This is a genomic window from Microcoleus sp. PH2017_09_SFU_O_A (genome assembly GCF_020738625.1).
Lineage (GTDB): Bacteria > Cyanobacteriota > Cyanobacteriia > Cyanobacteriales > Microcoleaceae > Microcoleus.
In genome coordinates, this window is the sequence record NZ_JAEQCF010000024.1 from 22,069 (window position 1) to 44,999 (window position 22,931).

Genomic DNA, 22,931 nt, shown 5'->3' on the forward strand with positions numbered 1-22,931 from the left:
CCAATAACATTAGTCAACAGTCAACTAATGACTAATGACTGATGACTAATGACTGATGACTAATGACTAGCCGAACCCAGGGAGATTCAGTCCGCCGGTCAGTTCTTCCATTTTCTCCCGCATCGTTGCCGTAGACTTAGTGTAGGCATCCTGCATCGCCACCGTGACGAGTTCAGAAACCACATCAGCACCTTCACCGATCGCATCCGGTGAGATTTCGACGCGGCGGGGTTCTTGGTTGCCGCTGAGAAAAACCTTAACCAAGCCGCCGCCGGCAGTTCCCTCAATTTCCATTACATCCAACTCTTCTTGGAGCTTTTTAGCTCCTTCTTGAACCTGCTGAGCTTTTTTGAAAGCTTCAGTCAGTTCTTTCATTTTGCCCAGGCCGAAGCCAAATCCTTGTCCTGATTTTGTCATAACTACTTTGTGATGATGTGTGCGCTGGCAGTCTGCCGTTTCCGTATTACTTCAATCATGCCTTAGAAGGGGAACTCTCCCAGTATTCTAACTTCTGGCTCCAACAACAGCGACCACCGCTGCTCGACTTGCTGTTGAACGTGGCGGATCACTTGAAAAATATCATTGGCCGTTGCTGACCCGCAGTTAAGAATAAAATTAGCATGGCGCTGAGCTACTTGCGCGCCACCGATCTGGTATCCCTTCAGTCCCGCTTGTTCGATTAACCAGCCTGCTGCCTTGGGGCTGGGGTTGCGGAAAACAGAGCCGCAGCTAGGCAGGTGGTAGGGTTGACTCGTCCGCCGCTGGCTGAAATTGTTATTAGTTTCTGCCATGACTTGCGATCGATCGAATCCCGGCTGCAACTGGAAAGTCGCTTCTGTTACCAGTCGATCGCCCCCTTGCAACACTGAAGTCCGGTAACGATAGCCCAAAGCTTCTGGTGTGAGAATTTCCACCTTACCATTAGGGGATAGCAGGCGAGCGTTGACTAGAATATCAGCAGCACAGCCCCTGTGAGCGCCTGCATTCATCACCACAGCGCCTCCCACAGTGCCCGGTATGCCAACTGCCCATTCCAGGCCTTTCCAGCCCCGCTTAGCCGCCAACCAAGCGAGGCGGGGGATTGACTCCCCCGCCCCGGCTGTAACTTGACCTGTTTCTGCATTAAAGTTTACCTGTTTCAGGTAGCGAGTGGCGACGACCAAACCGGACAAACCCCGATCGCTCACCAACAAATTAGAACCCGCGCCTAGGAGAGTCACCGGTATCCCTTCATCGTGCGCCCAGGCAAAACTCGCTTGCAAAGCCTCCAGACTGCGGGGAGCGACGTACCACTCAGCCGGGCCGCCGACTCGGAAAGAAGTCAGACCCGCCAAAGAAACTTGAGAATTAATTTTACAGTCAGTTCCCCGCAAAGAAATAGGAGAATACACTCGCCGATTTTCCTTCACACAGGAGTCATTCGATATAGTCACCATCTTGAAAATCCTTAAAAATACATTCGCTTGAAGAGGTGGTAGCAAATTCTGTTTGCGTAACTTATGCGACTGTTTTGAGAGAGTCGCCAGACAGCAGTGTCGGTACAACCTGCACCGCCATCATGTCGATCGACTTGGGGCGGGCGAGAGCTAATCCGGGCGATCGGCTTGTTGATAAAAAGCCATCACCTCTGGAATAATCTGATTCAGATTGCCAGCACCCAAAAACAGAGCCAAATCCCCCGGTTGCAGATTTTCGGTTAAAAACTTACTTACCGACTCCAGAGAAGATTGAAACTCAACCTCTCGGCCTTCTTTAGCAATCAAATCAGCAACCTGCTGCCCGCTAATCTCTCCTAAATTCGGTTCCCCAGCACTATAAATATCGCAAGCGACAACCAAATCTGCATCCCCAAAAGATTGAGCAAATTCTGGCAAAAATGTCAGAGTTCGGCTGTAACGGTGCGGTTGAAAAATAGCAACTACTCTTCGGGATTTGGAATTCTTTTCGTTACCTTCGATGCGTAAGCGAGCAGCGGCCAAGGTAACGCGAATTTCGCTGGGATGGTGGGCGTAGTCGTCCACAAACAGGATGTCATTGTGAAAACCCCGCACTTCAAAACGGCGGCGAGCGCCTTCAAAGCCAGCAATCGATGAAGCGATCGCCGAAAACTCCAACCCCAACAATCGACCAACTGCTACGGCTGCTAGTGAATTGCTAAGATTGTGTTTGCCCAACAACTTCAACTCCATTTCCCCCAGGAAAGCTCCTCGCTCCCAAATGCCAGCCTTGGTGCTGGCGGCGCCGTATTCCACATCGGAAACCGTGTAGTCAGCACCGCTGTCCGGATTCAAGCTGTAGCTGACATTCGGTGCAAGGCAGTCTTTGACGATTTCGTCGTCAATGCAGCCCACCAACGTTTGACAGTTTTTGGCAAACACTTTAAATGTGTCTATTACCTGTTCGAGGGTATCGTAATGGTCTGGATGATCCAGTTCCACATTCGTCACTATGCCAATTTTGGCTGCGAGCTTGACGAGGGAACCGTCGGATTCATCAGCCTCGGCGACCAAGTAGGGGCCTTCCCCTAAACGGGCATTCCCTTCCCAAGCATTTACCTCGCCTCCTACTACGATCGTCGGATCCAGACCCGCAGCCATCAGCATAAAGCCGATTAAGCTGCTAGTGGTAGTTTTGCCGTGAGTCCCTGCTACGGCTATGCTTTGGTAATCTTGAATTAACGCTGCCAACACATCCGATCGATGAAAAATCGGACATTCCAAATCTAGGGCAGCTCGATATTCGGCATTTGCCGGGTGAATTGCCGTCGAACATACTACTTGAGGCAATCCCACAATTGCTTGGGGGCCAGAACCCTTGCCGTTCAATTTGAGAGATTCGGCTGTCGCCACGGAAGTCCCTACCGTGCCAGCGACTGCCGAGGATACGGCCTTTTCGGCTGCCCCGCGATCGGGACTGCTACCGTTGAGGGCCGTTTGAAATATTTCAAAATTGCTGGCGTCTTGACGCCAAAAAATGTGAGCTCCCATTTCTTGCAAGCGCTCGGTTATGTGACTCGATTTAATATCGGAGCCGTACACAGGCAACTTGCGTTTCGCTAGAATGTAGGCAAGGGCTGACATCCCAATTCCACCAATGCCGATGAAATGAAATGGTCTCCCGCTGAAATCAACAGAACTCGGCATCTTCGCTCCTCACACACCACACCACGCCAATAACACGCGATATCATATCAAGAATTGTTTTTTCAGGATACAGTTCGCTAGAGATTTTGTACAAAATTCTCTGCGCGTCCCTAGAATTGTGGGACTTGTAGAGATGTTTGTCTTGTATCCTATATGACTTAGTACCGAGTAGTTTTCCGGAACAGTCACAGCTCGAAAATTGCAGGTCAGAGAGAATGGGGTCTGGGGTCGGGGCTAACTGACTAATTGTGGGCGGTTGCATATCTCCTGCATTCTTTCTCTTTCTACCCGCCTGCTGTGCTGGGATACGGCAGCAAAAGCCCCACAACCTTTGTACGAAGATTGAGGGTAAAACCCATCAGGATTTACAAACACTACCACGTATCACAAAAGTTCGCTCATTTTCTAGTTATTTATCTGCGGGTACGGTCATTTTTTCCTGAAAATCAGAGATTGACTCGATCGCCACCACAGTAGTTTCTCACATATCTGTATACATTTCCTCACTTAATAAAGGTACGTTGTTGGGCTTCAGCCCTCTTACGCTCTTTTATACATTACATCAAGGTACAGCCCAACAATTTAAATCACAGTCATACCTCACCTATTTGAGAATAAGTTATATACAAAATATACATTCGATCGCAACCGTCAAACAGTGACTGAGCTTAGTGGTAAAAGCGCACAAACATGAAATTTGGGCGATGTCTGTCTGTATTAATCCTAATTAATCCTAATTTTTGGGAATTATGGGGAAAATAGCGATTTTTGGGGGTACTTTTGACCCGGTGCACTGGGGTCACTTGTTGGTAGCCCAGGCGGCTGCGAGTCAATTTAATCTCGATCGAGTGATTTGGGTACCCGATCGCGCTCCTCCTCACAAGTGGCGATCGGATTTGGCAAGTTTTGAGCGGCGGCGCTCCATGCTCGCTCTGGCGCTCGGCGATCGCCCAGACTTCCTACTAGCTCCGTTGGAGGCAAATCCCTCGGGCAGTTCTTTTGCGATCGACACTTTGCTGTATTTGCAAAAAATGTATCCAGGCGATCGGCTGCACTGGATTATTGGCAGCGATGCTTTCAGAACTCTTCCCAAATGGCACCGATCGGCCGAAATCGGGCGGTTGTGCCACTGGTTGGTGGGCCCGCGTCCGAGTCAGGTAGATCCGCAGACAGCAGAAAGCGGGGACATAGGGGCAGCATCTGAGTGGGGCGATAGTTTGAGCGATGTGTCCATTGATGCTGACGACAGGATGCAGGTTGAGACAAATGCTGTTTGCTGCAAAGTTGCCGAACAGATGGCTCTGCTAGATGTGGAAATTTGTTGGGAGGTGCTGTCCATGCGCGCGATCGAGATTTCGTCGAGCCACATCCGCCGCTGCTGGGCCCAAAATCGCGAGCTGGGCGACTTAGTACCGGAAGTTGTCGGGAGTTATATTGCGGCCCATCAGCTTTACCAGCAACCAGCAGCCGAAAGCTGAATGCCTTGAGCCTTCCGATTTCTGCCTTCTCAAAAATTTCAGATTTTTTCGATACAGACGAAAAGTTAGAAAGGATCAGCCTTTGCGATATGATCTGGTGTCAGAAGTCAATTATTAAATTTTTCCAAAAATTCAGCCTGAGTTAAGGGCTGCCATCATTAGGAGGTACTAGGTGATTAGAGTCGCGATCAATGGTTTTGGACGTATTGGGCGCAGTTTTACGCGCTGCTTGCTGGGCCGAGAAAATAGCCAGCTTGAGCTGGTAGCAATTAATGACACTTCCGATCCGAAAACTAATGCTCACTTGCTGAGATACGATTCCATGATGGGAACGTTGAAGGGTGTGGACATCAGTACGGATGAAAATTCGATTATTCTCAATGGCAAGACAGTTAAATGCGTGAGCGATCGCAATCCGCTCAACCTGCCTTGGAAAGATTGGGGTATTGATCTGATTATTGAAGCAACCGGCGTCTTCGTTGACCAAGCTGGTGCCTCGAAGCATATCACTGCCGGCGCTAAAAAAGTGCTAATTACTGCTCCCGGTAAGGGGCCAGAAGTTGGCACCTATGTGATGGGAGTCAACCACCACAACTACAAGCACAGTGACTACACTGTCATCAGCAATGCTAGCTGTACTACTAACTGTCTAGCTCCCGTACTGAAAGTGCTTCACGAAAATTTTGGCATCGTCAAAGGCATGATGACCACTACCCACAGCTATACTGGCGACCAGCGCTTGCTGGATGCCAGCCACCGGGATTTGCGACGGGCGCGGGCTGCTGCGATGAATATTGTGCCTACTTCTACTGGTGCTGCTCAAGCTGTGGCTTTGGTGATTCCAGAATTGAAGGGTAAGTTAAATGGCATCGCCATGCGGGTTCCGACTCCTAATGTGTCGGTCGTTGATTTTGTGGCTCAGGTAGAGAAAAAGACTTTTACCGAGCAAGTAAATCAAGTTTTCAAAGAAGCAGCCGAAGGCCCGATGAAGGGGATTTTGGAGTACAACGATTTGCCTCTGGTTTCTTGCGACTATCGCGGAAACGATTCTTCTTCCATCCTAGATTCTAGCTTGACACTGGTGATGGACGGCGACATGGTAAAGGTGTTGGCTTGGTACGACAACGAGTGGGGCTACAGCCAGCGCGTAGTTGACTTGGCTGAATTGGTCGCCCAACGGTGGGAAGGCTAGTATCTGAAGAAGGCATTGGTCAGTAGGCAAAAGGTAAAAATAACGAATAAAGCAATATTGGTCTACTGTTTGATGCTATAACCCAGATCCCCCCTAACCCCCCTAAAAAAGGGGGGGACATGAGCCTTCTCTAAAAAAGGGGGGACAAGAGTCTTCTCAAAGTCTCCTTTTTAAGGGGGATTTAGGGGGATCTCGTCTCGGCTATAAGGGAGATTTCAGGACTTACGCACGGGTAGCCAGAAACCGGGTTTTTTCACCCAAATATTTGGTTCAAACCCTTAATATCGGTAAAAAACCCGGTTTCTTTAGTCCTCCGGCGTAAGTCCTGAAATTTGTTTGTAAATCGGACGTACGGTTGAAACCGCGTCTACACTACACAAACGATGTCCGCCGGACGCCGACGGAAAAATAACCGAATTGTAAGTGCCACGTCTTCAACCCACGGAGGTGGGTTTTGTCTATATAGACGCGGTTTCAACCGCCCGGTCTTCTCTGGTAACTCCTCGAAAAATCCCAAATATTAAAAATAATAAAAATTCTGACGGTAAAAGTTAAATAACGGGAAAAATAGCAATCGTTAAGCTAGAGTTTGGTTGTCAAAATTTATATGAAAAAAGCGTTAATTTGTGGTATATCAGGTCAAGATGGAGCTTATTTAGCTAAACTGCTGCTCGATCGAGGTTATGAAGTTTGCGGCACTTCGAGAGACGCCCAAATGTCTAGTTTCGGAAACCTGGCTCGTTTGGGCATCCGAGACAGAGTAAAACTAGAATCCATGTCTCTCAACGATTTTCGCAGCGTCTTGCAAGTATTAGCAAAAATTGCACCCGACGAAGTGTACAATCTAGCGGGTCAAAGTTCCGTCGCTCTGTCTTTTGAACAACCGGTAGAAACCCTCGAAAGTATTGCCACAGGTACATTAAATCTGTTAGAAGCAATTCGGTTTGCAGGCGGTAAAATTAAACTTTACAATGCCAGTTCTAGCGAATGTTTTGGGGATACCGGAGGTTGTGCAGCGGATGAAAACACGCCCTTTCGCCCCAGAAGTCCTTACGCAGTGGCGAAGGCTACAGCATTTTGGGAAGTAGCAAATTATCGGGAAGCGTACAATTTGTTTGCGTGTTCTGGTATTTTGTTCAATCACGAGTCGCCACTGCGCCCGGAGAGGTTCGTCACCCAAAAGATTGTATCTGTTGTGTGCCGAATTGCTGCGGGAAGTTCCGAAAAACTCCACTTAGGCAACATTTCAGTGCAGCGGGACTGGGGTTGGGCGCCGGAATATGTAGAGGCGATGTATTTGATGTTGCAGCAGTCTGAACCGGATGATTATGTAATTGCTACTGGTGTAAGTTATCCTTTGGAGGAGTTTGTGCAGACAGCGTTTATTGCTGCTGGTTTGGATTGGCGGGAACATTTGGTAACTGATGTGAGTCTCTACAGACCGACGGAGATTGGAGTTGGGAGGGGAAATCCGGGTAAGGCAAAAGAAAAGTTGGGATGGGAGGCGAAGTACAAGATGCCGGATGTAGTGCGGATGATGGTGGAGGCGAGGATGGTTTGAGGGAAAATTATGAGGTGAAAATATGGCGGCAGAATATGCAACGGCTAATGAGTGGTATAAGGCCAATCGCCGTGAATTGAAAAAATATCGGGGCCAGTGGATCGCTTATAGTAACGAAGGTGTAATTAGTGGCGATCGGGATTATGACAAAATGAAGGACGGGATTCCGGCTGATATACCTAAATTGGGTTTTGCGATCGATCGTATATTTGAAAGCGAGTTTGTTGAACCAGTCCGCTTCCCACGCTTCCACTGTTGTAAATAGAGAGTTGATGACGTTTAAAGCTGTGAAACGATGCAAGTAGTTATATTAGCCGGTGGTTTGGGGACACGTCTCCGAGAAGAAACAGAATTTCGTCCTAAGCCCCTAGTTGATGTGGGCGGACGACCGATTCTCTGGCATATTATGAAGACCTATGCCCACTACGGCTTCCTGGACTTTATTGTGTGTTTAGGCTACAAAGGCAACATGATTAAGGAGTATTTCCTGAATTATGAAGCGATGAATAATGATTTTACTATTTGCTTAGGCCGCCAAAATCAGATTACCTATCACGAAGAACACCAGGAGCAAGATTTTAAGGTGACACTGGCGGAAACAGGGCCTGACAGTATGACTGGGGGGCGGGTGAAACGTGTCGAGAAATACATTACTGATGATACCTTTATGGTGACATACGGTGATGGAGTTGCAGATATCGATATTGGGGCGCTGGTGGATTTTCACAAGTCTCATGGTAAGCTGGCAACTGTCACGACAGTGCGCCCGATATCGAGATATGGTATTTTAGATGTGGATAATCAAGGCAAAGTTCTGGAATTCACAGAAAAACCTCAAATAGATGGCTGGGCTAGTGCCGGATTTTTGATACTTCACCGCAGTATATTTGAGGCTTTGAGCGGGGATGATTGTTTTTTTGAGCAAGAGCCACTAGAGCGGTTAGCGGCTGAGGGAGAATTGATGGCCTACCGCCACGAAGGTTTCTTTTTTGCTATGGATACTTACCGCGAGTATAAGTATTTAAATGAACTGTGGGATAATGGAGAGGCTCCTTGGAAGGTGTGGGAATGAGTGAATTTTGGCGAGATCGATCGGTATTAGTGACAGGTTGCACAGGTCTTTTGGGTAACTGGTTAGTAGCTGAGTTGCTGGAAAGAGGAGCCTTGGTAACGGGATTAGTCCGTGACTTGATACCCCAATCTAGACTGTATGCTGGAGAATGGTATCGGCAAATTAATATTGTTCGCGGTTGTGTAGAAGATTTGCCAACCGTAGAACGAGCGATTAATGAGTACGAAGTAGATACTGTATTTCACTTAGCAGCTCAGACAATTGTAGGAGTTGCCAATAGAGAGCCGCTGGCAACTTTTGAAACGAATATTAAAGGCACTTGGAATATTCTCGAAGCTTGTCGCCGCGTTGGAGGTGTGAGTCGAATAGTCATCGCATCCAGCGATAAAGCCTATGGAGACCAGCTAGTTTTGCCTTACAGCGAAACTACTTCGCTGCAAGGAGAACACCCTTATGATGTTTCTAAAAGCTGTGCTGACTTAATCAGTCGGGCTTATTACGTCAGTTACGGTTTGCCTGTTTGTATTACTCGCTGTGGTAACTTTTACGGCGGTGGAGATTTGAATTTTAATCGCATTGTTCCGTCTACTATTCGATCGGCATTACGCGAAAAGCCAGTAGTGATCCGCAGTGATGGCACTTTTATTCGGGACTATTTCTATGCGAAGGATGGGGTTTTAGCTTATCTCCATTTGGCTGAGCAAATGGACAGGAAAGAAATTTTGGGAGAGGCATTTAATTTCAGCAACGAGCTCCAAATTTCTGTGCGGGGCATGGTAGATCATGTTTTGAGATTGATGGGTAAGAGTTATTTAGAGCCTGTCGTATTGAATCGGGCAAAGAATGAAATTAAGCATCAGTATCTTTCGGCAGATAAGGCGCGAAAAATGCTCGGTTGGGAATCTAAATATCCTCTAGAAGAAGGGTTAAAAGAAACCATAGAGTGGTATGAGCAATTTTTGATGGATGAAAATCCCTGTTTTATTAACGTGTGATTGATGATTCAATGGTATAGTGACCTATTGATTCCCGAACTCATACCTGTACTATCTTATTGATTTGCGATCGCCATGACCCAAGCCACACCGCGCCCAGTTAGTAGTTCCGAGCAAGAGCAAAGGCTTAGAGAGCAAGTTTTTGCTGCCGTTGAAGCATACCATCAGTTTAAGTTTGCCCACAAACAGTTTGTTCCTGGTCAAACTTATGTCCCAGTTTCAGGTAAAGTATTTGACGATCGCGAGTTAGTACAGCTAGTCGATGCGTCGCTAGATTTTTGGCTCACTACTGGGCGCTATGCGGCTGAGTTTGAAGAGCGGTTTGCTGAGTGGATGGGAGTCAAGCACTGCCTGTTAGTCAATTCTGGTTCTTCTGCAAACTTATTAGCTTTATCGGCGCTGACTTCACCAAAGTTAGGGGATAAACGGCTGCAACCAGGTGACGAAGTGATTACGGTTGCCGCTGGGTTTCCTACTACGGTTAATCCGATTTTTCAGAATCAGTTAGTGCCTGTATTTTTGGATGTAAGATTACCCACCTACGATATCGATACCGATCAGTTAGAGGATGCTTTTTCGCCCCGCACTCGCGCCATTATGGTTGCTCATACATTGGGTAATCCGTTTAATATTGAGGCGGTAATTGCCTTTGCACAGAAGCATGACCTTTGGGTGATTGAGGATAATTGCGATGCGGTGGGAAGCCTTTATCAAGGAAAAAAGACTGGTACGTTTGGGCATCTATCAACGGCGAGTTTTTATCCAGCGCATCACATGACTATGGGTGAGGGAGGCGCAGTGTTGACGAATGATACTCGCCTGAAGAAGATTGTCGAGTCTTTCCGGGACTGGGGTCGCGATTGCTGGTGCCCGCCGGGAGTGGATAATACTTGTGGCAAGCGGTTTGACTGGCAGTTGGGGGATTTGCCATTTGGGTATGACCACAAGTACACTTATTCTCATGTTGGCTACAATTTGAAAATGACGGATATGCAAGCTGCTGTCGGTTGTGCTCAGTTGGATAAATTACTGGAGTTTGTGGCAAAACGTCGGCATAATTTTGATTTTTTATATCAGCACTTGCAAGATTTACAAGATGTTTTGGTTTTGCCGGAAGCAGCCCAAGATTCTGAGCCAAGTTGGTTTGGGTTTCTGCTATCAGTTAGGGAGGATGCACCATTTACTCGGAATGCGCTTGTGCAGTATCTAGAGGAAAATCGCATTGGGACTAGATTGCTGTTTGGTGGAAATCTTGTCAGGCAACCTGCCTATAAAGGTCTAACCTATCGAGTTGTCGGGAACTTGAGCAATACTAATCAAGTCATGCAGAATGCGTTCTGGATTGGGCTATTTCCAGGGTTGACTGAGGTAATGTTAGGCTATGTGGTTTCCAAAATTAAGGACTTCTATCATCAGTCAGTTTGAGTCAAAATAGCTTCAATATCCTGAAGCAGTTACTAAGTAAATATTAGGATAGTTAAAATGGTTACAAGTGATATGAATGTTCTTGAAAGTCCTGCATCAAAACTGGCAATAGCAGTTTATAAAAAAGCTGTTAAAAAAGAATTCACTTTTCTTAAGAAAACTCAAAATTTTGATGATTTATTAGCTAAAAGCATTGTTTTTCAAGACAAGCAATGTTATTTAGTTCCGGTTTGCGAGCTGCATACAACCGATGAACAATTAATTAGTCAATTAGCTCAATGGCGAATTGACAATAGTGCGCTGTACCCTAGCCAGTCTCAAATCACTATAGAAGGAACCAAGCAATGGCTAAGAAATAGCTTACTCAATGTTGAAGATCGAATTTTGTTCTTAGTTCTTGATCCTTATGGCAACCGAATTGGTCATTTGGGTTTTGCTAATGGGATCAATGAAAAATACGAATTAGAGCTTGATAATGTTGTTCGAGGCATACAAGGCTCTCATCCTGGAATTATGAGTAATGCTGTTAAAGCTTTGTTTGATTGGGCTAAAGATACTCTGGGATGTCGTAGTTTTTACTTAAGAACTTTCAGTGATAATCACAAAGCGATCGCCTTTTACAAAAAATTAGGATTTAAAGAGGATAAGCTAATTCCTTTACGTCGCCACGAAGAAGGTGAGAGTGTTTATTATCGTGATTTCGATGGACTGGATCAAGCTGAACCTGATAAGTATTTTTTACGGATGGTTTATGCGCCTAAAATCATCATTGATGGTTCCAATATAATTTTGACAGCCGGATCTTCTATGTCTGCGAGAGAAGTTAGCTATGTTGTCGATGCTGTGCGTTATGGATGGAATCATAAATTCAAGGATTATATCAACAAATTCGAGAATTCTTTTGCTGAGTATTTGGGAGTAAAGTATGCTCTCAATACAAGTCATTGTACTCATGCTATGCACTTGGCTTTAGCTACTTTAGAGATTGGGCCTGGGGATGAAGTGATTGTTCCTGATATTACTTGGGTGGCAACGGCAGACGCTGTTTTATATGTAGGAGCAACACCTATTTTTGCCGATGTTGAGTTAGATAGTTGGTGTTTAGATCCGGTTTCCTTTGAATCAAAAATAACGGACAAAACTAAGGCTGTTATGCCTGTTCATCTTTATGGGCATCCAGCGCGAATGGACAAAATTATGGAGATTGCCCGTCGGCATAATTTGTATGTCGTTGAAGATGCAGCTCCGGCGATCGGTGCTGAATGTCAAGGGCAAAAAGTAGGAACCTTTGGTGATTTTGCTGCTTATAGTTTTCAAGGTGCTAAGTTATTGGTCACGGGTGAAGGGGGGATGTTGGTAACGAATAACGAGGAACTATACAAAAAAGCATGGGCACTTTGGAATATGGGGACTTTGCCAGGGACGTTTTGGGCGACGCAAAAAGGCTATAAATACAGAATGTCTAATATACAAGCAGCATTAGGGTTAGGTCAATTGGAACGAGTCGATGAGCTAATAGAAGCCAAGCGTCGCATTTTTTCTTGGTATGATGAGGGACTGAAAGATGTTCCCCATGTTAAGTTAAATTATGAAACGAATTGGGCAAGAAGTATTTACTGGATGAGTAGTATTTTTTTAGAAGAAACTGCTGGTGTTACTCGCGATCAATTGAGGGAAGAACTAAAAAAACGGAATGTTGATACTCGCCCCGTCTTTCCGGCAATTAGTCAGTACCCATTCTGGAATAAACCTCAGACTCCTCAACCTACGGCTTTAAGGGTCGGGAATCAAGCAATTAATTTGCCTAGTGGAGTATGTTTGAAGCGTGAGGAAGTTGATTATATTTGTCAGTGCCTTCAAGAAATCCTTGGACAAGGTTGATAATCTCTTTTTGTATTTTTGAAAAACAATGAGGACAAAAAATTAATGATGAAAGAAAATATAACAACAGGACTGTGCCACAATGCAAAGCATACTGATGAAGAGAAAAGACTTGTTGGAAGTTTGAGTGAAGCATTTAATTCATCAGCCTTACCATTAGCACTTAAACTTCAACAGTTTTCGCGTCATGTAAGAAGGCAGGATGTAGCTCGCATGATAGCGAGATATGAAATTTTTAAACTTAATTTACCTGTCAATGGTAGTATTGTAGAATGTGGCGTGTTTGCGGGAGGCGGGATAATAAATTGGCTACATTTTTCCTCAATCTTTGAGCCATACAATCATACTCGCAAAATCATAGGTTTTGACACCTTTTCTGGATTTCCGACTTTAGATGAAAAGGATTATAAACATGGTGCATCTGAACATTTGTATGAGGGAGCCTTAAAAATTAATAATTCAATGGTAGATGAAATTCAACATCTCGTTGCATTGCACGATGAAAATCGCCCTCTTAAACATATTCCAAAAGTAGAGCTAGTAGCGGGAGATGCCTGTGAAACAATCCCTAGTTATGTAGAATCTCATCCTCACTTACTGATTAGCTTGCTATATCTAGATTTTGACATTTATCAGCCTACAAAAGCAGCCTTAGAAAATTTATATCCCCGAATAGTTAAAGGGGGAATAGTTGCTTTTGATGAATTAAATTGTCCAGAATTTCCTGGGGAAACTACAGCCTTGCTAGAAACCTTAGATTTAACACAAGTTAAACTATGCCGTTTTCCCTTTGATCCTTACATTTCTTATTTCGTTAAAGAGTAATGTTACAACAAAACTTATGTCAGGAATTAGCCAATTCCATCCGCCGTCACACCTTGAAAATGGTGCATAGGGCAAATGCTTCTCATGTGGGCAGTTGTCTGTCTATGGCAGATATATTGGCTGTTTTGTATGGTCAAATCTTAAAGATTGACCCAGCTAATCCCAATTTACCAGAGCGCGATCGTTTTATTCTCAGTAAAGGTCATGCTACAGCCATTTTGTATGCGGTTCTCGCAGAACGAGGCTTTTTCCCTCTAGAATGGCTGGACACTTATTGTCAAGATGGTTCGCTACTAACAGGCCATGTTAGCTATGAAGTCCCAGGAGTGGAAGTTTCTACAGGTTCTTTAGGACACGGTTTACCCATCGGTTGTGGCATGGCTTTGGCTGGGAAACGAGAGGGTAAATCTTACAAGGTTTATGTCATACTCAGTGATGGTGAAATTGATGAGGGGTCAAATTGGGAATCCATTTTATTTGCACCTCACCATCATTTAGATAATCTTGTAGTGATTGTTGATTACAACAAAATTCAGAGCTTTGGTACAGTTAAAGAGGTTCTGGACTTAGACCCCTTAGTTGATAAGTGGAAAGCCTTCCGATGGTCAGTGCAAGAAGTTGATGGTCATAATCATCAGCAAATTGAAGATGTACTCAACAGCGTACCGTTTGAGCCTGGAAAGCCCAGCGTTATTATTGCTCATACCACAAAGGGTAAAGGTGTTAGTTTTATGGAAAATCAGTTACCTTGGCACTATAAATCCCCCAATACAGAACAATTGTCACAAGCTTTATCGGAATTAGAGATCCAACTATGAGAACAGCTTTTATTAAAACCCTGTGTGAACTAGCGGAACAAGATGAACGCATTTGGCTTCTGTGCGGTGATTTAGGCTATTCTGTGTTAGAAGGATTTTCTGGTCGCTTTCCCGACCGTTTTGTGAATGTGGGTGTGGCTGAACAGAACATGACGGGAATTGCTGCGGGTTTGGCTTTGTCGGGGAAAGTCGTCTTTATTTACTCGATCGCTAATTTTCCGGTGATGCGTTGTTTAGAACAAATTCGCAATGACGTTTGTTACCACAATTTGAATGTAAAAATTGTGACGGTGGGCGGGGGATTGACTTATGGATCTCTGGGTTATACTCATCATGGTGTAGAAGATATTGCTGTGATGCGGGTATTACCTAACATGACAGTAATTGCTCCTGGTGATCCGGTAGAAGCTCGATTGGCAACTCAAGCAATACTTAATACTCCGGGGCCTTGTTATTTGCGTTTAGGTAAGGCGGGTGAACCTGTAGTACATCAAATCGAGCCAGAGTTTCAAATCGGGAAAGCGATTAGCTTGCAGTTAGGCATTGATTTAACTTTGATCAGTACGGGTGGGATGTTACAGTCCGTTGTTTTGGCTGCTGAAAAATTGGCTAGTCAAGGATACTCAGTGCAAGTTTTGAGTATGCCAACGGTTTACCCTCTGGATGAGTCTGCTATTGTGCAAGCATCAAAAAAAACAGGTAAAATTCTTACAGTGGAAGAGCATGGTTTAGGTGGGTTAGGAAGTGCGGTAGCAGAAGTCTTAGCTCTGGGGGAAATACCTGTAAAATTCAAATCTTTGAGATTGCAGCGAGAAGCGATCAAAGTTGCTGGTAGTCAGGCTGTGTTACGAGCCAGTCAGGGGCTTTCTTTAGAGGAAATTGTTGAGGTGGCGATTAGTCTTTGAATTTTGATAAGCTGTTGTGCATTTAAATCATTTATCCCGATTCCCTGTTAATATTCAGGTATAAGAGTTTGGCCTTTTGTTCATACTCAATTTAAATGCTTAACACCTTAACATAGAACCCATATTTTTTAAATTCATCAGAGGGTATTATCGAATATAACTATGATTTTTCCCGGCGATCTGGTAGAGACGAGACTAGGAACTCCAGCAATTTTATAGTTTTCCATTTAGTTCATACCTGTTGTTTTATCTTTTTTCGATAACCCATTGATTATTTTTATAAGTTCATCGTAAATCAACTCCCAATCACAATCATAATTGCGGTGAACAGCCGGAGTGTGATCCCCTTCCCGATGATAACCAGGCACTAACAAGTAAGGGTTCCAATTTTCCCGATATAGTAAGAAGTTTTTAGTAGCGGCATCAGCGCAGTTGACATCCCCATGTACAACCCCCGTCTTATTGGCAATCGTATTCAAGAAAGTGAGTCCCGAACCAAAAGGTGCAACGTATGTATCCACAGCTTGAGCCCACACTACTTTTTCGTAAGTTTTACAGCCGATTGCATTATAAGTCTTAATTTTTGCATCTAGACGATCAATAATTTTCGCAACCTCTCCATTTTCAAGAGCTATCATCTCATCATCGCCTGGGCTATCAATTTCTGTTCGTGACCACCCATCAAATACCACTCCTAAATTAGGATTTTTTTGTGATACCATATTAATAATGTTTGCAATTCCTTCGACTTGAGATAACCAGAATCGGATATGAACACGAATTTGAAAGCACAGTAACGGAAAATGTTGTTTGGCAATTTCAATTTGTTGCGATAATTCTTGAGAGCATTTTTCAGCTGAGCTTCTAGTAATTCTTTTTACCAAATCCTCTTTTATTGAAAAGTCAGTTACTCGAACAGTAAAACAGTTATTGACAAGAACTGTTTGAAACAGGTTCTGAGGCTCTTCTACCTGAATTCTTTTACTTGGGATAATTTCTTTCTGCCAAACATCAGCTACATTAAAGTATTCCAAAGAGCCTACTATGAACTTATCTATTTTTGCCAGTATATTTCTTTCATGAAGGTATTGAATACCAGTTAAGTCATTCCATGTATAATGACCAATATTCCCGAAAAATCCCAAAACTAACCCGAGTTGCTTATGGGGGTTGCTCAAATAGGGTAGAACTTGCTTCCACTCACTGACCATATATCCTTTAAACTTATTCAAGAGAGCTCCTCCCTGGATCTTTGATACTAAATGGCTACTTTGAATAATTAGTTCTAGGCTAGGAAGATAGATATACATTTTATCTCCAATCCAGTCTCCGACTAGCAAGTAAAATACTTCCTGCCCTACAAATCGATAGAAATTAATAGGTGTTGGCCATATCTCCCCAACTACATAGGACTGATTTGATCGCAATATCTTACCACTGAAAATACAAGGAGTATAAATATAGCTAGTTTCTACAATACTTTGCTGAAATAGTTGTCCATTTTTCAGTTCCTTTTGAGGATAGTCTTCGAGAGGAGATATCCCAAAACTACTCATATAAATTTTTTCTAGGCTGCGCTGATCTTTGATAGTTAATTCTATTTTATCTAATGATAAACCTGTTTTTTTGAGATATTGTTTATCATCATTCGTCAAATTCCACAAATTGATAGTTTTATAGATACAAGTTCTACCGAAATAAACCTCAACTGCTTCCCGTCGAATCTCCTTTTGGCAATAATGACTGCTTTCGTCGAGTACGCTTTGTTGATTCAATCCCTTCCATAAATACTCGTACACATCTCCCAGGGTAGGTTCAACCGGTGGGGCTTTCTGGAAGCAGGCTACCGCCTCATCTAACAGACCTTTTTCTGCCTGGTGGATTCCTAACTGATGGTAGGCTGTAGTAAGGATTTCCTGCAAAGACGAATAAGCCTGTGCTTGGTTTGGTTCAATCTCTACAGCCTTTTGATAACACAAAAGGGCCTCATCCAAGCGATTCTGCTCTACAAACAGCATCCCTAAGTCAAAGTATCCCCATCCGTTTGGTTGAATCTCTAAGGCATTTTGGTAAGCAACGATCGCCTCATTCAGCTTGCCTTGTTTGGCTAGGGCAGATCCCAACAGTTGGTGTGGCCAAAACGAATACTCCAAGTTTAGCTCTATTGCCCGCTGGTAACTTGCTGCGGCTTCCTCCCACCTGCACAGATAAGTGAAGGCGGCTCCTAAATGATAATGAGCCAATGCCAGTTCTGGGTTAGCTTCCAGGATTTGGCAGTAGAGGTCTACTGCTTGCTCCCACTGTCTTTGTCGGCTCAATTCAGCCCATAAATATTCTATAATCTCTACTGACTCTGGATTTAGTTCAACCGCGCGACGGTAAGATGCGATCGCCCCTGCCACATCCCCCTGGTTTGCCAAAACTTTCCCCAATTGCTGGTGCGACAAAAAAGATTTTGGATTGAGTTCTATCGCACGATGGTAAGCCGCGATAGCCTCTTGCACCTGTTCCTGCCTCACTAAAGCTTGGGCCAACTGCAACCAGGTTTCCCAATTATCAGATTGAAGTTGCAAAAGATTGTGATAGCCTTCCACATTGTCGGGATTGAGTTCGATCATGTGGCGGTATGCCCCAATCGCTTCTGCTAAATCCGACTGAGCTCGCTGTCGCAGTGCATTTGCCAAAGCATTATGAATCCAATCAGCATCAGGGTTCAGTTCGCTTGCATGGCGGTAAGCCTCGATCGCATCTTCTACTTTTCCCTCTTGCAGAAGTTGATTGCCTTTGTCGAATTCGGTCACAGCCTTTTGCTCCTTCATTTTTGCTAAATTACTTTTCCGCTATAAAATTATTTCAGAACCAATGGGGCTGCTTACTCCAGCACCAGCATTGTTTATAATACATCATCTTGGCAACCGAGCCTCAGGTGGCTTGAGATCTGGTATAGTCGGGACGGTAAGGGTTTTATCCCTGTGCCACCGGTGCATAAGCGCGATCGCGAGTAAGGTAAAGTTGTAGTGTAAAGAATTTTCTGGACTAGGCTTTAGCTTGTTTGGGGCGAGACTGGCGGAAACATCCTGCGACTGCTCAGAGTCTTTGATAGACAGAGGGAGATTGTACTCTGATTAGTATAAAATCAGTGGAGATAGCGATAAATTAAACATAAGGAGGATATTAAAGTATGGAATTAGAACCTACAGGTGAAAGATATCTGCCGAATTGCATGAAGGGTCAGATCAAGTATGAACATTTGCACAGATATGCTCTGTCCATTGAGTTAGCTCGCGACAAACAAGTGCTGGATATAGCTTCAGGAGAGGGATACGGCTCTGCAAGTTTATCAAAATTTGCTTGCTCAGTTGTGGGAGTTGATATTGACTCCAAATCTGTAGAATATGCCAATCAAAAGTACGGAGATCGTCCCAATTTAGAGTTTGTAGTAGGAGCTTGTGAAGCGATTCCCCTTCCCAGTCAATCTGTAGATATTGTTACATCGTTTGAAACTATCGAGCATCACAATAAACATGAAGAAATGATGCAAGAAATCAAAAGGGTTCTCAAGCCCGGGGGGCTAGTGATAATTTCTTCTCCCAATCGGCTGACTTATTCAGATTTGCCTGAATATTCTAACCCATTTCACGTCAAAGAGCTGTACGACTATCAATTTATTAGCTTGCTGAATCGCCACTTTAAGCACGTTAAAATTTACGGTCAAAGGTTGGCAACAGGATCTTTTGTTTTCCCTTTGAAGGAGCCAAGTCAACCTAGCTTCAAGGCTTATACCTTTGATGATAGTGAAGTGAATCAGAAGGTTTGCTCCTTAGAAGCGCCAATTTATTTTATCGCTATATGTTCAGATGAAGTGATAGATGTGCAGCCAGCTATAGATTCTATATATATTGACAAACCCGACGACTTATTTAAAGAAAATCAGGTAGCATTGGCAGAATCTCAGTCTCAACTGCATCAAACCAAAGCACTGCTGAGTCAATACCAGTCTCAACTGCATCAGACTGAGGTAATATTAATGCAATGCCAGTCTCAACTGCAAGATACCGAAGCAGTGTTAGAAGAATCTCAATCCCAACTGCAAGATATCGAGGCAGTGTTAGAAGAATCTCAATCCCAACTGCATCAGACTCAGACAGAATTGGCACAATCTCAATCCCAACTGCATCAGACTCAGACAGAATTGGCACAATCTCAATCCCAACTGCATCAGGCTCAGACAGAATTGGCACAATCTCAGTCTCAACTGCACGAGACTCAGGCGGTGTTGGAGCAATCTCAGTCTCAACTGCAAGATACGGAGTCCGTGTTAGAACAATCTCAATCTCAACTGCACGAGACTCAGGTAGAATTGGAACAATCTCAATCCCAACTCCACGAGACTCACACAAAATTGGCACAATCTCTATCTCAACTGCAAGATACGGAGTCCGTGTTAGAACAATCTCTATCCCAACTACAAGATACGGAGTCCGTGTTAGAACAATCTCAATATCAACTGCATCAGACTCAGACAGAATGGGAACAATCTCAATATCAACTGCATCAGACTCAGACAGAATGGGAACAATCTCAATCTCAACTGCACAAGACTCAGACAGAATTGGCACAATCTCAATCCCAACTGCACGAGACCCAGGCAGAAGTGAAACAATCTCAATCTCAACAGGCTCAAACAGAAGCAGAACTAGCACAGGCTGAAATAAAATTAAAACAATCTCAGTCTCAACAGGCTCAAACTGCTTCTGAACTAGCACAGGCTAAAGCTCAACTGCACGAGACTGATGGTGTCTTAGAACAATCTCAGTCTCAACTGCATCAGACTCAGGAAGTATTGGAGCGATTGCTGTTTCAACAAAGTCTAGCCGCCACTCAGACCGACGAGGGACAGATCCCGATGCAGTACAAACTCTTGTTGTGGGATGCCTGGTATGCTTACCGCAAAGGTGATATGGCTGCTGTGGCTCAGTGCTTGCAGCAATCTTTGAAATGTACGCCTTTATCGCGCACAGAAACATTGGTAAACTGGTTAGAAAGTTTTGCGAAGTTCTCGTCTGAGAAAGGTTATGAATTTGATAGCTACTCTCTGACTAGCTCAGTGGAGTGGAAACAACTAATGCGTAGTGTAACGACTCTAAAAGCTGTTGTTGCCAGTTGATAAAACATATGTTCAGCAAGACACAGGAGTCAAATTTGTAATGAAGAATTTATGCTTAGATTCTCAAGTGGAAATCATCTCTGTTCACGTACACAAAACAGCGGGAGGAACGTTTGGGAGAGCTTTAAAACAGGTTTACGGCGAGATGCAAGTTTTTTCTGACTATCAAGAAGAAAAAGTAGAAAAAATTCTGCCGAAATTGTCTGTTAAACCGCAAATAAAGGTTATTCACGGTCATTTTGCTGCACGAAAATACAAGCGATACTTCTCATCAGCCAAAAGAATAATTTGGTTGAGAAATCCAATTATTCAATTCATTTCTGGCTATTTTTTTTGGAAGTCGCAACCGCAAAAAGATGTTTTTTTTAGTAAAGAACATAAATATATGGTTGAAAATAACATCAGTCTGTTAGAATTTGCAGATATCAACGCTAAAAAAGGGATAAATCCCTTAGCTGATTTCTATTGTCGAGATGTAGATTTAACTGATTTTTACTTTGTTGGTGTTCAAGAATTTTTTCAAGATGATTTAGCGGAACTGAAGCATATCCTAGGTTGGCCTGATTTTAAAATGGAGGTTTTCAATCAAAATAAGTATCCTAATTATCGGGATAATTTACAAAAAGCATTGGCTGACAAAAATATCCTGAAAAAGCTAACAGAAATAACTAGCAAAGACATGGAAATTTATCAAGCCGCATTAGATATGAGGGCTAAACGTAAAGGCTTGTCAAGTTCATTTCAACAGTACGATATAGCTTTGAGTGCATCTCGGCAGAAGCTGTCACAAGTTCAGGCAAAACTGGAGCGAAATCGCTCTATAATTGCTAACACAGTCACCGTTTCCAGTTAAGATCAGATATTCATTCCTAACAAAAGCTAAACCAAAAACAAAAACAATGACTGAACAAGCTTTAATTGAAATTTTAGATGTGGCTGCCTTGTCCATAGAAGATTCCGGATTGCTATGGGGCTATAATATAGATAGCCCGCGCAATAATCTCCAGTTTGAAACGGACAAAATTTTTGTTTATGGCTGGATATTAGGAAAAAAAAATCCAGCAGTTGCCATTAAAGTAACTAGCGGTGGCCAAATAATTCAGCAAATTGCTACTAATAATCCTCGCCCGGATGTAGCTAAAATTCATTCAAAGGTAGCAGGTTCGGAAAACTGCGGTTTTTCGGCTGAAGTAGGAGTAAGCGAACTGCCAGAGGAATGTGAATTAGTTCTTGAAGCTGTGTTTTCAGATCAAAGCAGTGTGCCGATCGCAGTGGTGAGATTTAGGCAAAAGCTTCCGCGCTTAAAGCAGATTCAGGCAGATTTAAAGCGTTCTCGGGTTCGACTAGAACAGATTCAGTCAGAGTTAGAGCAACATCAGCCTTTTCTGCACCAAACTCAAAAGCAATCACAACAATTAAACTCCGAAAAATACCATACTGGGAAGCAATTGCAGGCAATCGCCACAATGAATTTATCCGCAGAATTGGCGAACCATCCGCTGAAAACAAATTCTTCGGCCAAACCGGAGGCTGTTGCCAGCAAAAGCACTAACGCTGCTATCTTGACTTATGGGTCTGGCATGAGCGATCGGCAATGGCTCGATACACTGCTTCAAAGCCTGGATCGCAGCGTCGTAGACGGCATTGAAATGCCGGGATTTCCACCAGAAGAACTTCAGCGTCAGTTTGTCGGGATGTCGGGGCAGCAGGCTCTTAACGAAGCGTTTAATTTCTATTCTGAAATCAAGCGGCATTTGGGGAAAGTGGGGCTGAAATTAGAGCGAGATAGTCGTATTCTCGATTTTGGCTCTGGATGGGGACGGATAATTCGGTTTTTCCTCAAAGATGTCGGTGCCGAGAATTTATATGGGATTGATGTGGATTCAGAAATGACCGATCTCTGTATCAACACAGTCAGACACGGAAACTACAGCGCCATCAAACCACTACCTCCTTTGGAGTTTTCTGAGGGCTCTTTCGATATTGTTTACGCCTATTCAGTTTTTTCTCATTTGGCAGAACCTGTCCACATCAAGTGGGTGGAAGAGTTTTCGAGGATACTAAAACCAGGAGGCATCTTCGTCGCCACGACTCAGGCGCGCAGTTTTATTGAACTTTGTCGTACGCTCAGAAACCAGAGCAATACTTCTAATAATTGGCATCATGCCTTGGCACACTCATTTGTGAATACTGAAGCAGCTCTGGCAGATTACGACAGCGGGAAGTTTTTATACAGTGCAACGGGGGGCGGAGGCCCTCGGGACGCCTCTTTTTACGGAGAAGCCGTAATCCCCCAGAAGTACGTTGAGCGAGAGTGGACTAAATATCTAGATTTCTGCGATTTCACCTACGATCCAGCGATCATCCCGCAGTCGCTGATCGTCATGCAAAAACCTATCGGCGATCGCTGATACTAAATTAGGCTCACAGTGTCCTACACTGTGAGCCCATTAGCCCAATGCTTACGAA

General features: G+C 44.0%; 19 protein-coding genes. 15 read left to right on the forward strand and 4 right to left on the reverse strand.

Features of this window, described 5'->3' with window-relative positions:
• Window positions 1–66 precede the first annotated feature (66 nt).
• Together JGK16_RS11710 and murB are read right to left on the reverse strand one after the other, a co-directional pair.
• Window positions 67–417 (reverse strand): YbaB/EbfC family nucleoid-associated protein, encoded by a 351-nt coding sequence (locus JGK16_RS11710; RefSeq protein ID WP_293178926.1) that lies wholly within the window; start codon window positions 415–417, stop codon window positions 67–69.
• A 62-nt stretch (window positions 418–479) separates the two neighbouring features.
• On the reverse strand, window positions 480–1,436 hold the full coding sequence (gene murB / locus JGK16_RS11715; RefSeq protein WP_293178923.1) for a UDP-N-acetylmuramate dehydrogenase: 957 nt from the start codon (window positions 1,434–1,436) through the stop codon (window positions 480–482).
• 35 nt (window positions 1,437–1,471) lie between these two features.
• Here murB and JGK16_RS11720 point away from each other — a divergent pair, with 35 nt between their 5' ends.
• Window positions 1,472–1,636: a hypothetical protein gene (locus JGK16_RS11720; RefSeq protein WP_293154224.1), complete on the forward strand. Its 165-nt coding sequence runs from the start codon at window positions 1,472–1,474 to the stop codon at window positions 1,634–1,636.
• Here JGK16_RS11720 and murC read toward each other — a convergent pair.
• Entirely contained in the window at window positions 1,587–3,143 is a 1,557-nt protein-coding gene (gene murC / locus JGK16_RS11725; RefSeq protein WP_293190588.1) for a UDP-N-acetylmuramate--L-alanine ligase, read from the reverse strand. The two genes, JGK16_RS11720 and murC, sit on opposite strands and share 50 nt — an antisense overlap.
• Before the next feature lie 749 nt (window positions 3,144–3,892).
• Between murC and nadD the strand changes: the two genes are divergently transcribed.
• The 11 genes from nadD (at window position 3,893) to JGK16_RS11780 (ending at window position 15,295) form a co-directional block, all read left to right on the forward strand.
• Complete coding sequence (gene nadD / locus JGK16_RS11730; protein ID WP_293178918.1) at window positions 3,893–4,621, forward strand: nicotinate (nicotinamide) nucleotide adenylyltransferase; 729 nt, start codon at window positions 3,893–3,895, stop codon at window positions 4,619–4,621.
• Between the two features lie 172 nt (window positions 4,622–4,793).
• Window positions 4,794–5,813: a type I glyceraldehyde-3-phosphate dehydrogenase gene (locus tag JGK16_RS11735; RefSeq protein WP_293178915.1), complete on the forward strand. Its 1,020-nt coding sequence runs from the start codon at window positions 4,794–4,796 to the stop codon at window positions 5,811–5,813.
• A gap of 607 nt (window positions 5,814–6,420) precedes the next feature.
• Window positions 6,421–7,374 (forward strand): GDP-mannose 4,6-dehydratase, encoded by a 954-nt coding sequence (locus tag JGK16_RS11740; RefSeq protein ID WP_293190587.1) that lies wholly within the window; start codon window positions 6,421–6,423, stop codon window positions 7,372–7,374.
• A 22-nt stretch (window positions 7,375–7,396) separates the two neighbouring features.
• Window positions 7,397–7,639 (forward strand): DUF5678 domain-containing protein, encoded by a 243-nt coding sequence (locus JGK16_RS11745; RefSeq protein ID WP_293190586.1) that lies wholly within the window; start codon window positions 7,397–7,399, stop codon window positions 7,637–7,639.
• A 30-nt stretch (window positions 7,640–7,669) separates the two neighbouring features.
• Entirely contained in the window at window positions 7,670–8,446 is a 777-nt protein-coding gene (gene rfbF, locus JGK16_RS11750) for a glucose-1-phosphate cytidylyltransferase (RefSeq protein ID WP_293190585.1), read from the forward strand.
• Window positions 8,443–9,441 (forward strand): GDP-mannose 4,6-dehydratase, encoded by a 999-nt coding sequence (locus JGK16_RS11755; RefSeq protein WP_293190584.1) that lies wholly within the window; start codon window positions 8,443–8,445, stop codon window positions 9,439–9,441. Before rfbF ends, JGK16_RS11755 begins: the two co-directional genes overlap by 4 nt.
• Window positions 9,442–9,516: 75 nt before the next feature.
• Window positions 9,517–10,866 carry a lipopolysaccharide biosynthesis protein RfbH gene (gene rfbH, locus JGK16_RS11760; RefSeq protein ID WP_293190583.1) on the forward strand — a complete coding sequence of 450 codons (1,350 nt, stop codon included), beginning with the start codon at window positions 9,517–9,519 and terminating at the stop codon, window positions 10,864–10,866.
• Between the two features lie 57 nt (window positions 10,867–10,923).
• Window positions 10,924–12,747, forward strand: coding sequence for a GNAT family N-acetyltransferase (locus tag JGK16_RS11765; RefSeq protein WP_293203096.1), 1,824 nt, complete (start codon window positions 10,924–10,926; stop codon window positions 12,745–12,747).
• A gap of 45 nt (window positions 12,748–12,792) precedes the next feature.
• Window positions 12,793–13,572: a TylF/MycF/NovP-related O-methyltransferase gene (locus JGK16_RS11770; protein ID WP_293190581.1), complete on the forward strand. Its 780-nt coding sequence runs from the start codon at window positions 12,793–12,795 to the stop codon at window positions 13,570–13,572.
• Complete coding sequence (locus tag JGK16_RS11775; RefSeq protein ID WP_293190580.1) at window positions 13,572–14,390, forward strand: transketolase; 819 nt, start codon at window positions 13,572–13,574, stop codon at window positions 14,388–14,390. Before JGK16_RS11770 ends, JGK16_RS11775 begins: the two co-directional genes overlap by 1 nt.
• The gene (locus JGK16_RS11780; protein ID WP_293190579.1) at window positions 14,387–15,295 is read left to right on the forward strand and encodes a transketolase C-terminal domain-containing protein; all 909 of its coding nucleotides are present in this window, start codon (window positions 14,387–14,389) and stop codon (window positions 15,293–15,295) included. Before JGK16_RS11775 ends, JGK16_RS11780 begins: the two co-directional genes overlap by 4 nt.
• A 227-nt stretch (window positions 15,296–15,522) precedes the next feature.
• Here the strand turns inward: JGK16_RS11780 and JGK16_RS11785 are convergent, their stop codons facing one another.
• A complete protein-coding gene (locus JGK16_RS11785) occupies window positions 15,523–18,114 on the reverse strand; it encodes a tetratricopeptide repeat protein (protein WP_293190578.1) in 2,592 nt (863 codons plus the stop codon).
• A gap of 362 nt (window positions 18,115–18,476) precedes the next feature.
• Here JGK16_RS11785 and JGK16_RS11790 point away from each other — a divergent pair, with 362 nt between their 5' ends.
• Genes JGK16_RS11790 through JGK16_RS11800 form a run of 3 tightly spaced genes read left to right on the forward strand, consistent with a single transcriptional unit; the run spans window position 18,477 to window position 22,873 of the window.
• The gene (locus tag JGK16_RS11790) at window positions 18,477–20,462 is read left to right on the forward strand and encodes a methyltransferase domain-containing protein (RefSeq protein ID WP_293190577.1); all 1,986 of its coding nucleotides are present in this window, start codon (window positions 18,477–18,479) and stop codon (window positions 20,460–20,462) included.
• Window positions 20,449–21,315, forward strand: coding sequence for a sulfotransferase family 2 domain-containing protein (locus tag JGK16_RS11795; RefSeq protein ID WP_293203098.1), 867 nt, complete (start codon window positions 20,449–20,451; stop codon window positions 21,313–21,315). The genes JGK16_RS11790 and JGK16_RS11795 overlap by 14 nt, the downstream gene beginning before the upstream one ends.
• Window positions 21,316–21,361: 46 nt before the next feature.
• Window positions 21,362–22,873 (forward strand): class I SAM-dependent methyltransferase, encoded by a 1,512-nt coding sequence (locus JGK16_RS11800; protein ID WP_293190575.1) that lies wholly within the window; start codon window positions 21,362–21,364, stop codon window positions 22,871–22,873.
• Window positions 22,874–22,931 lie beyond the last annotated feature (58 nt).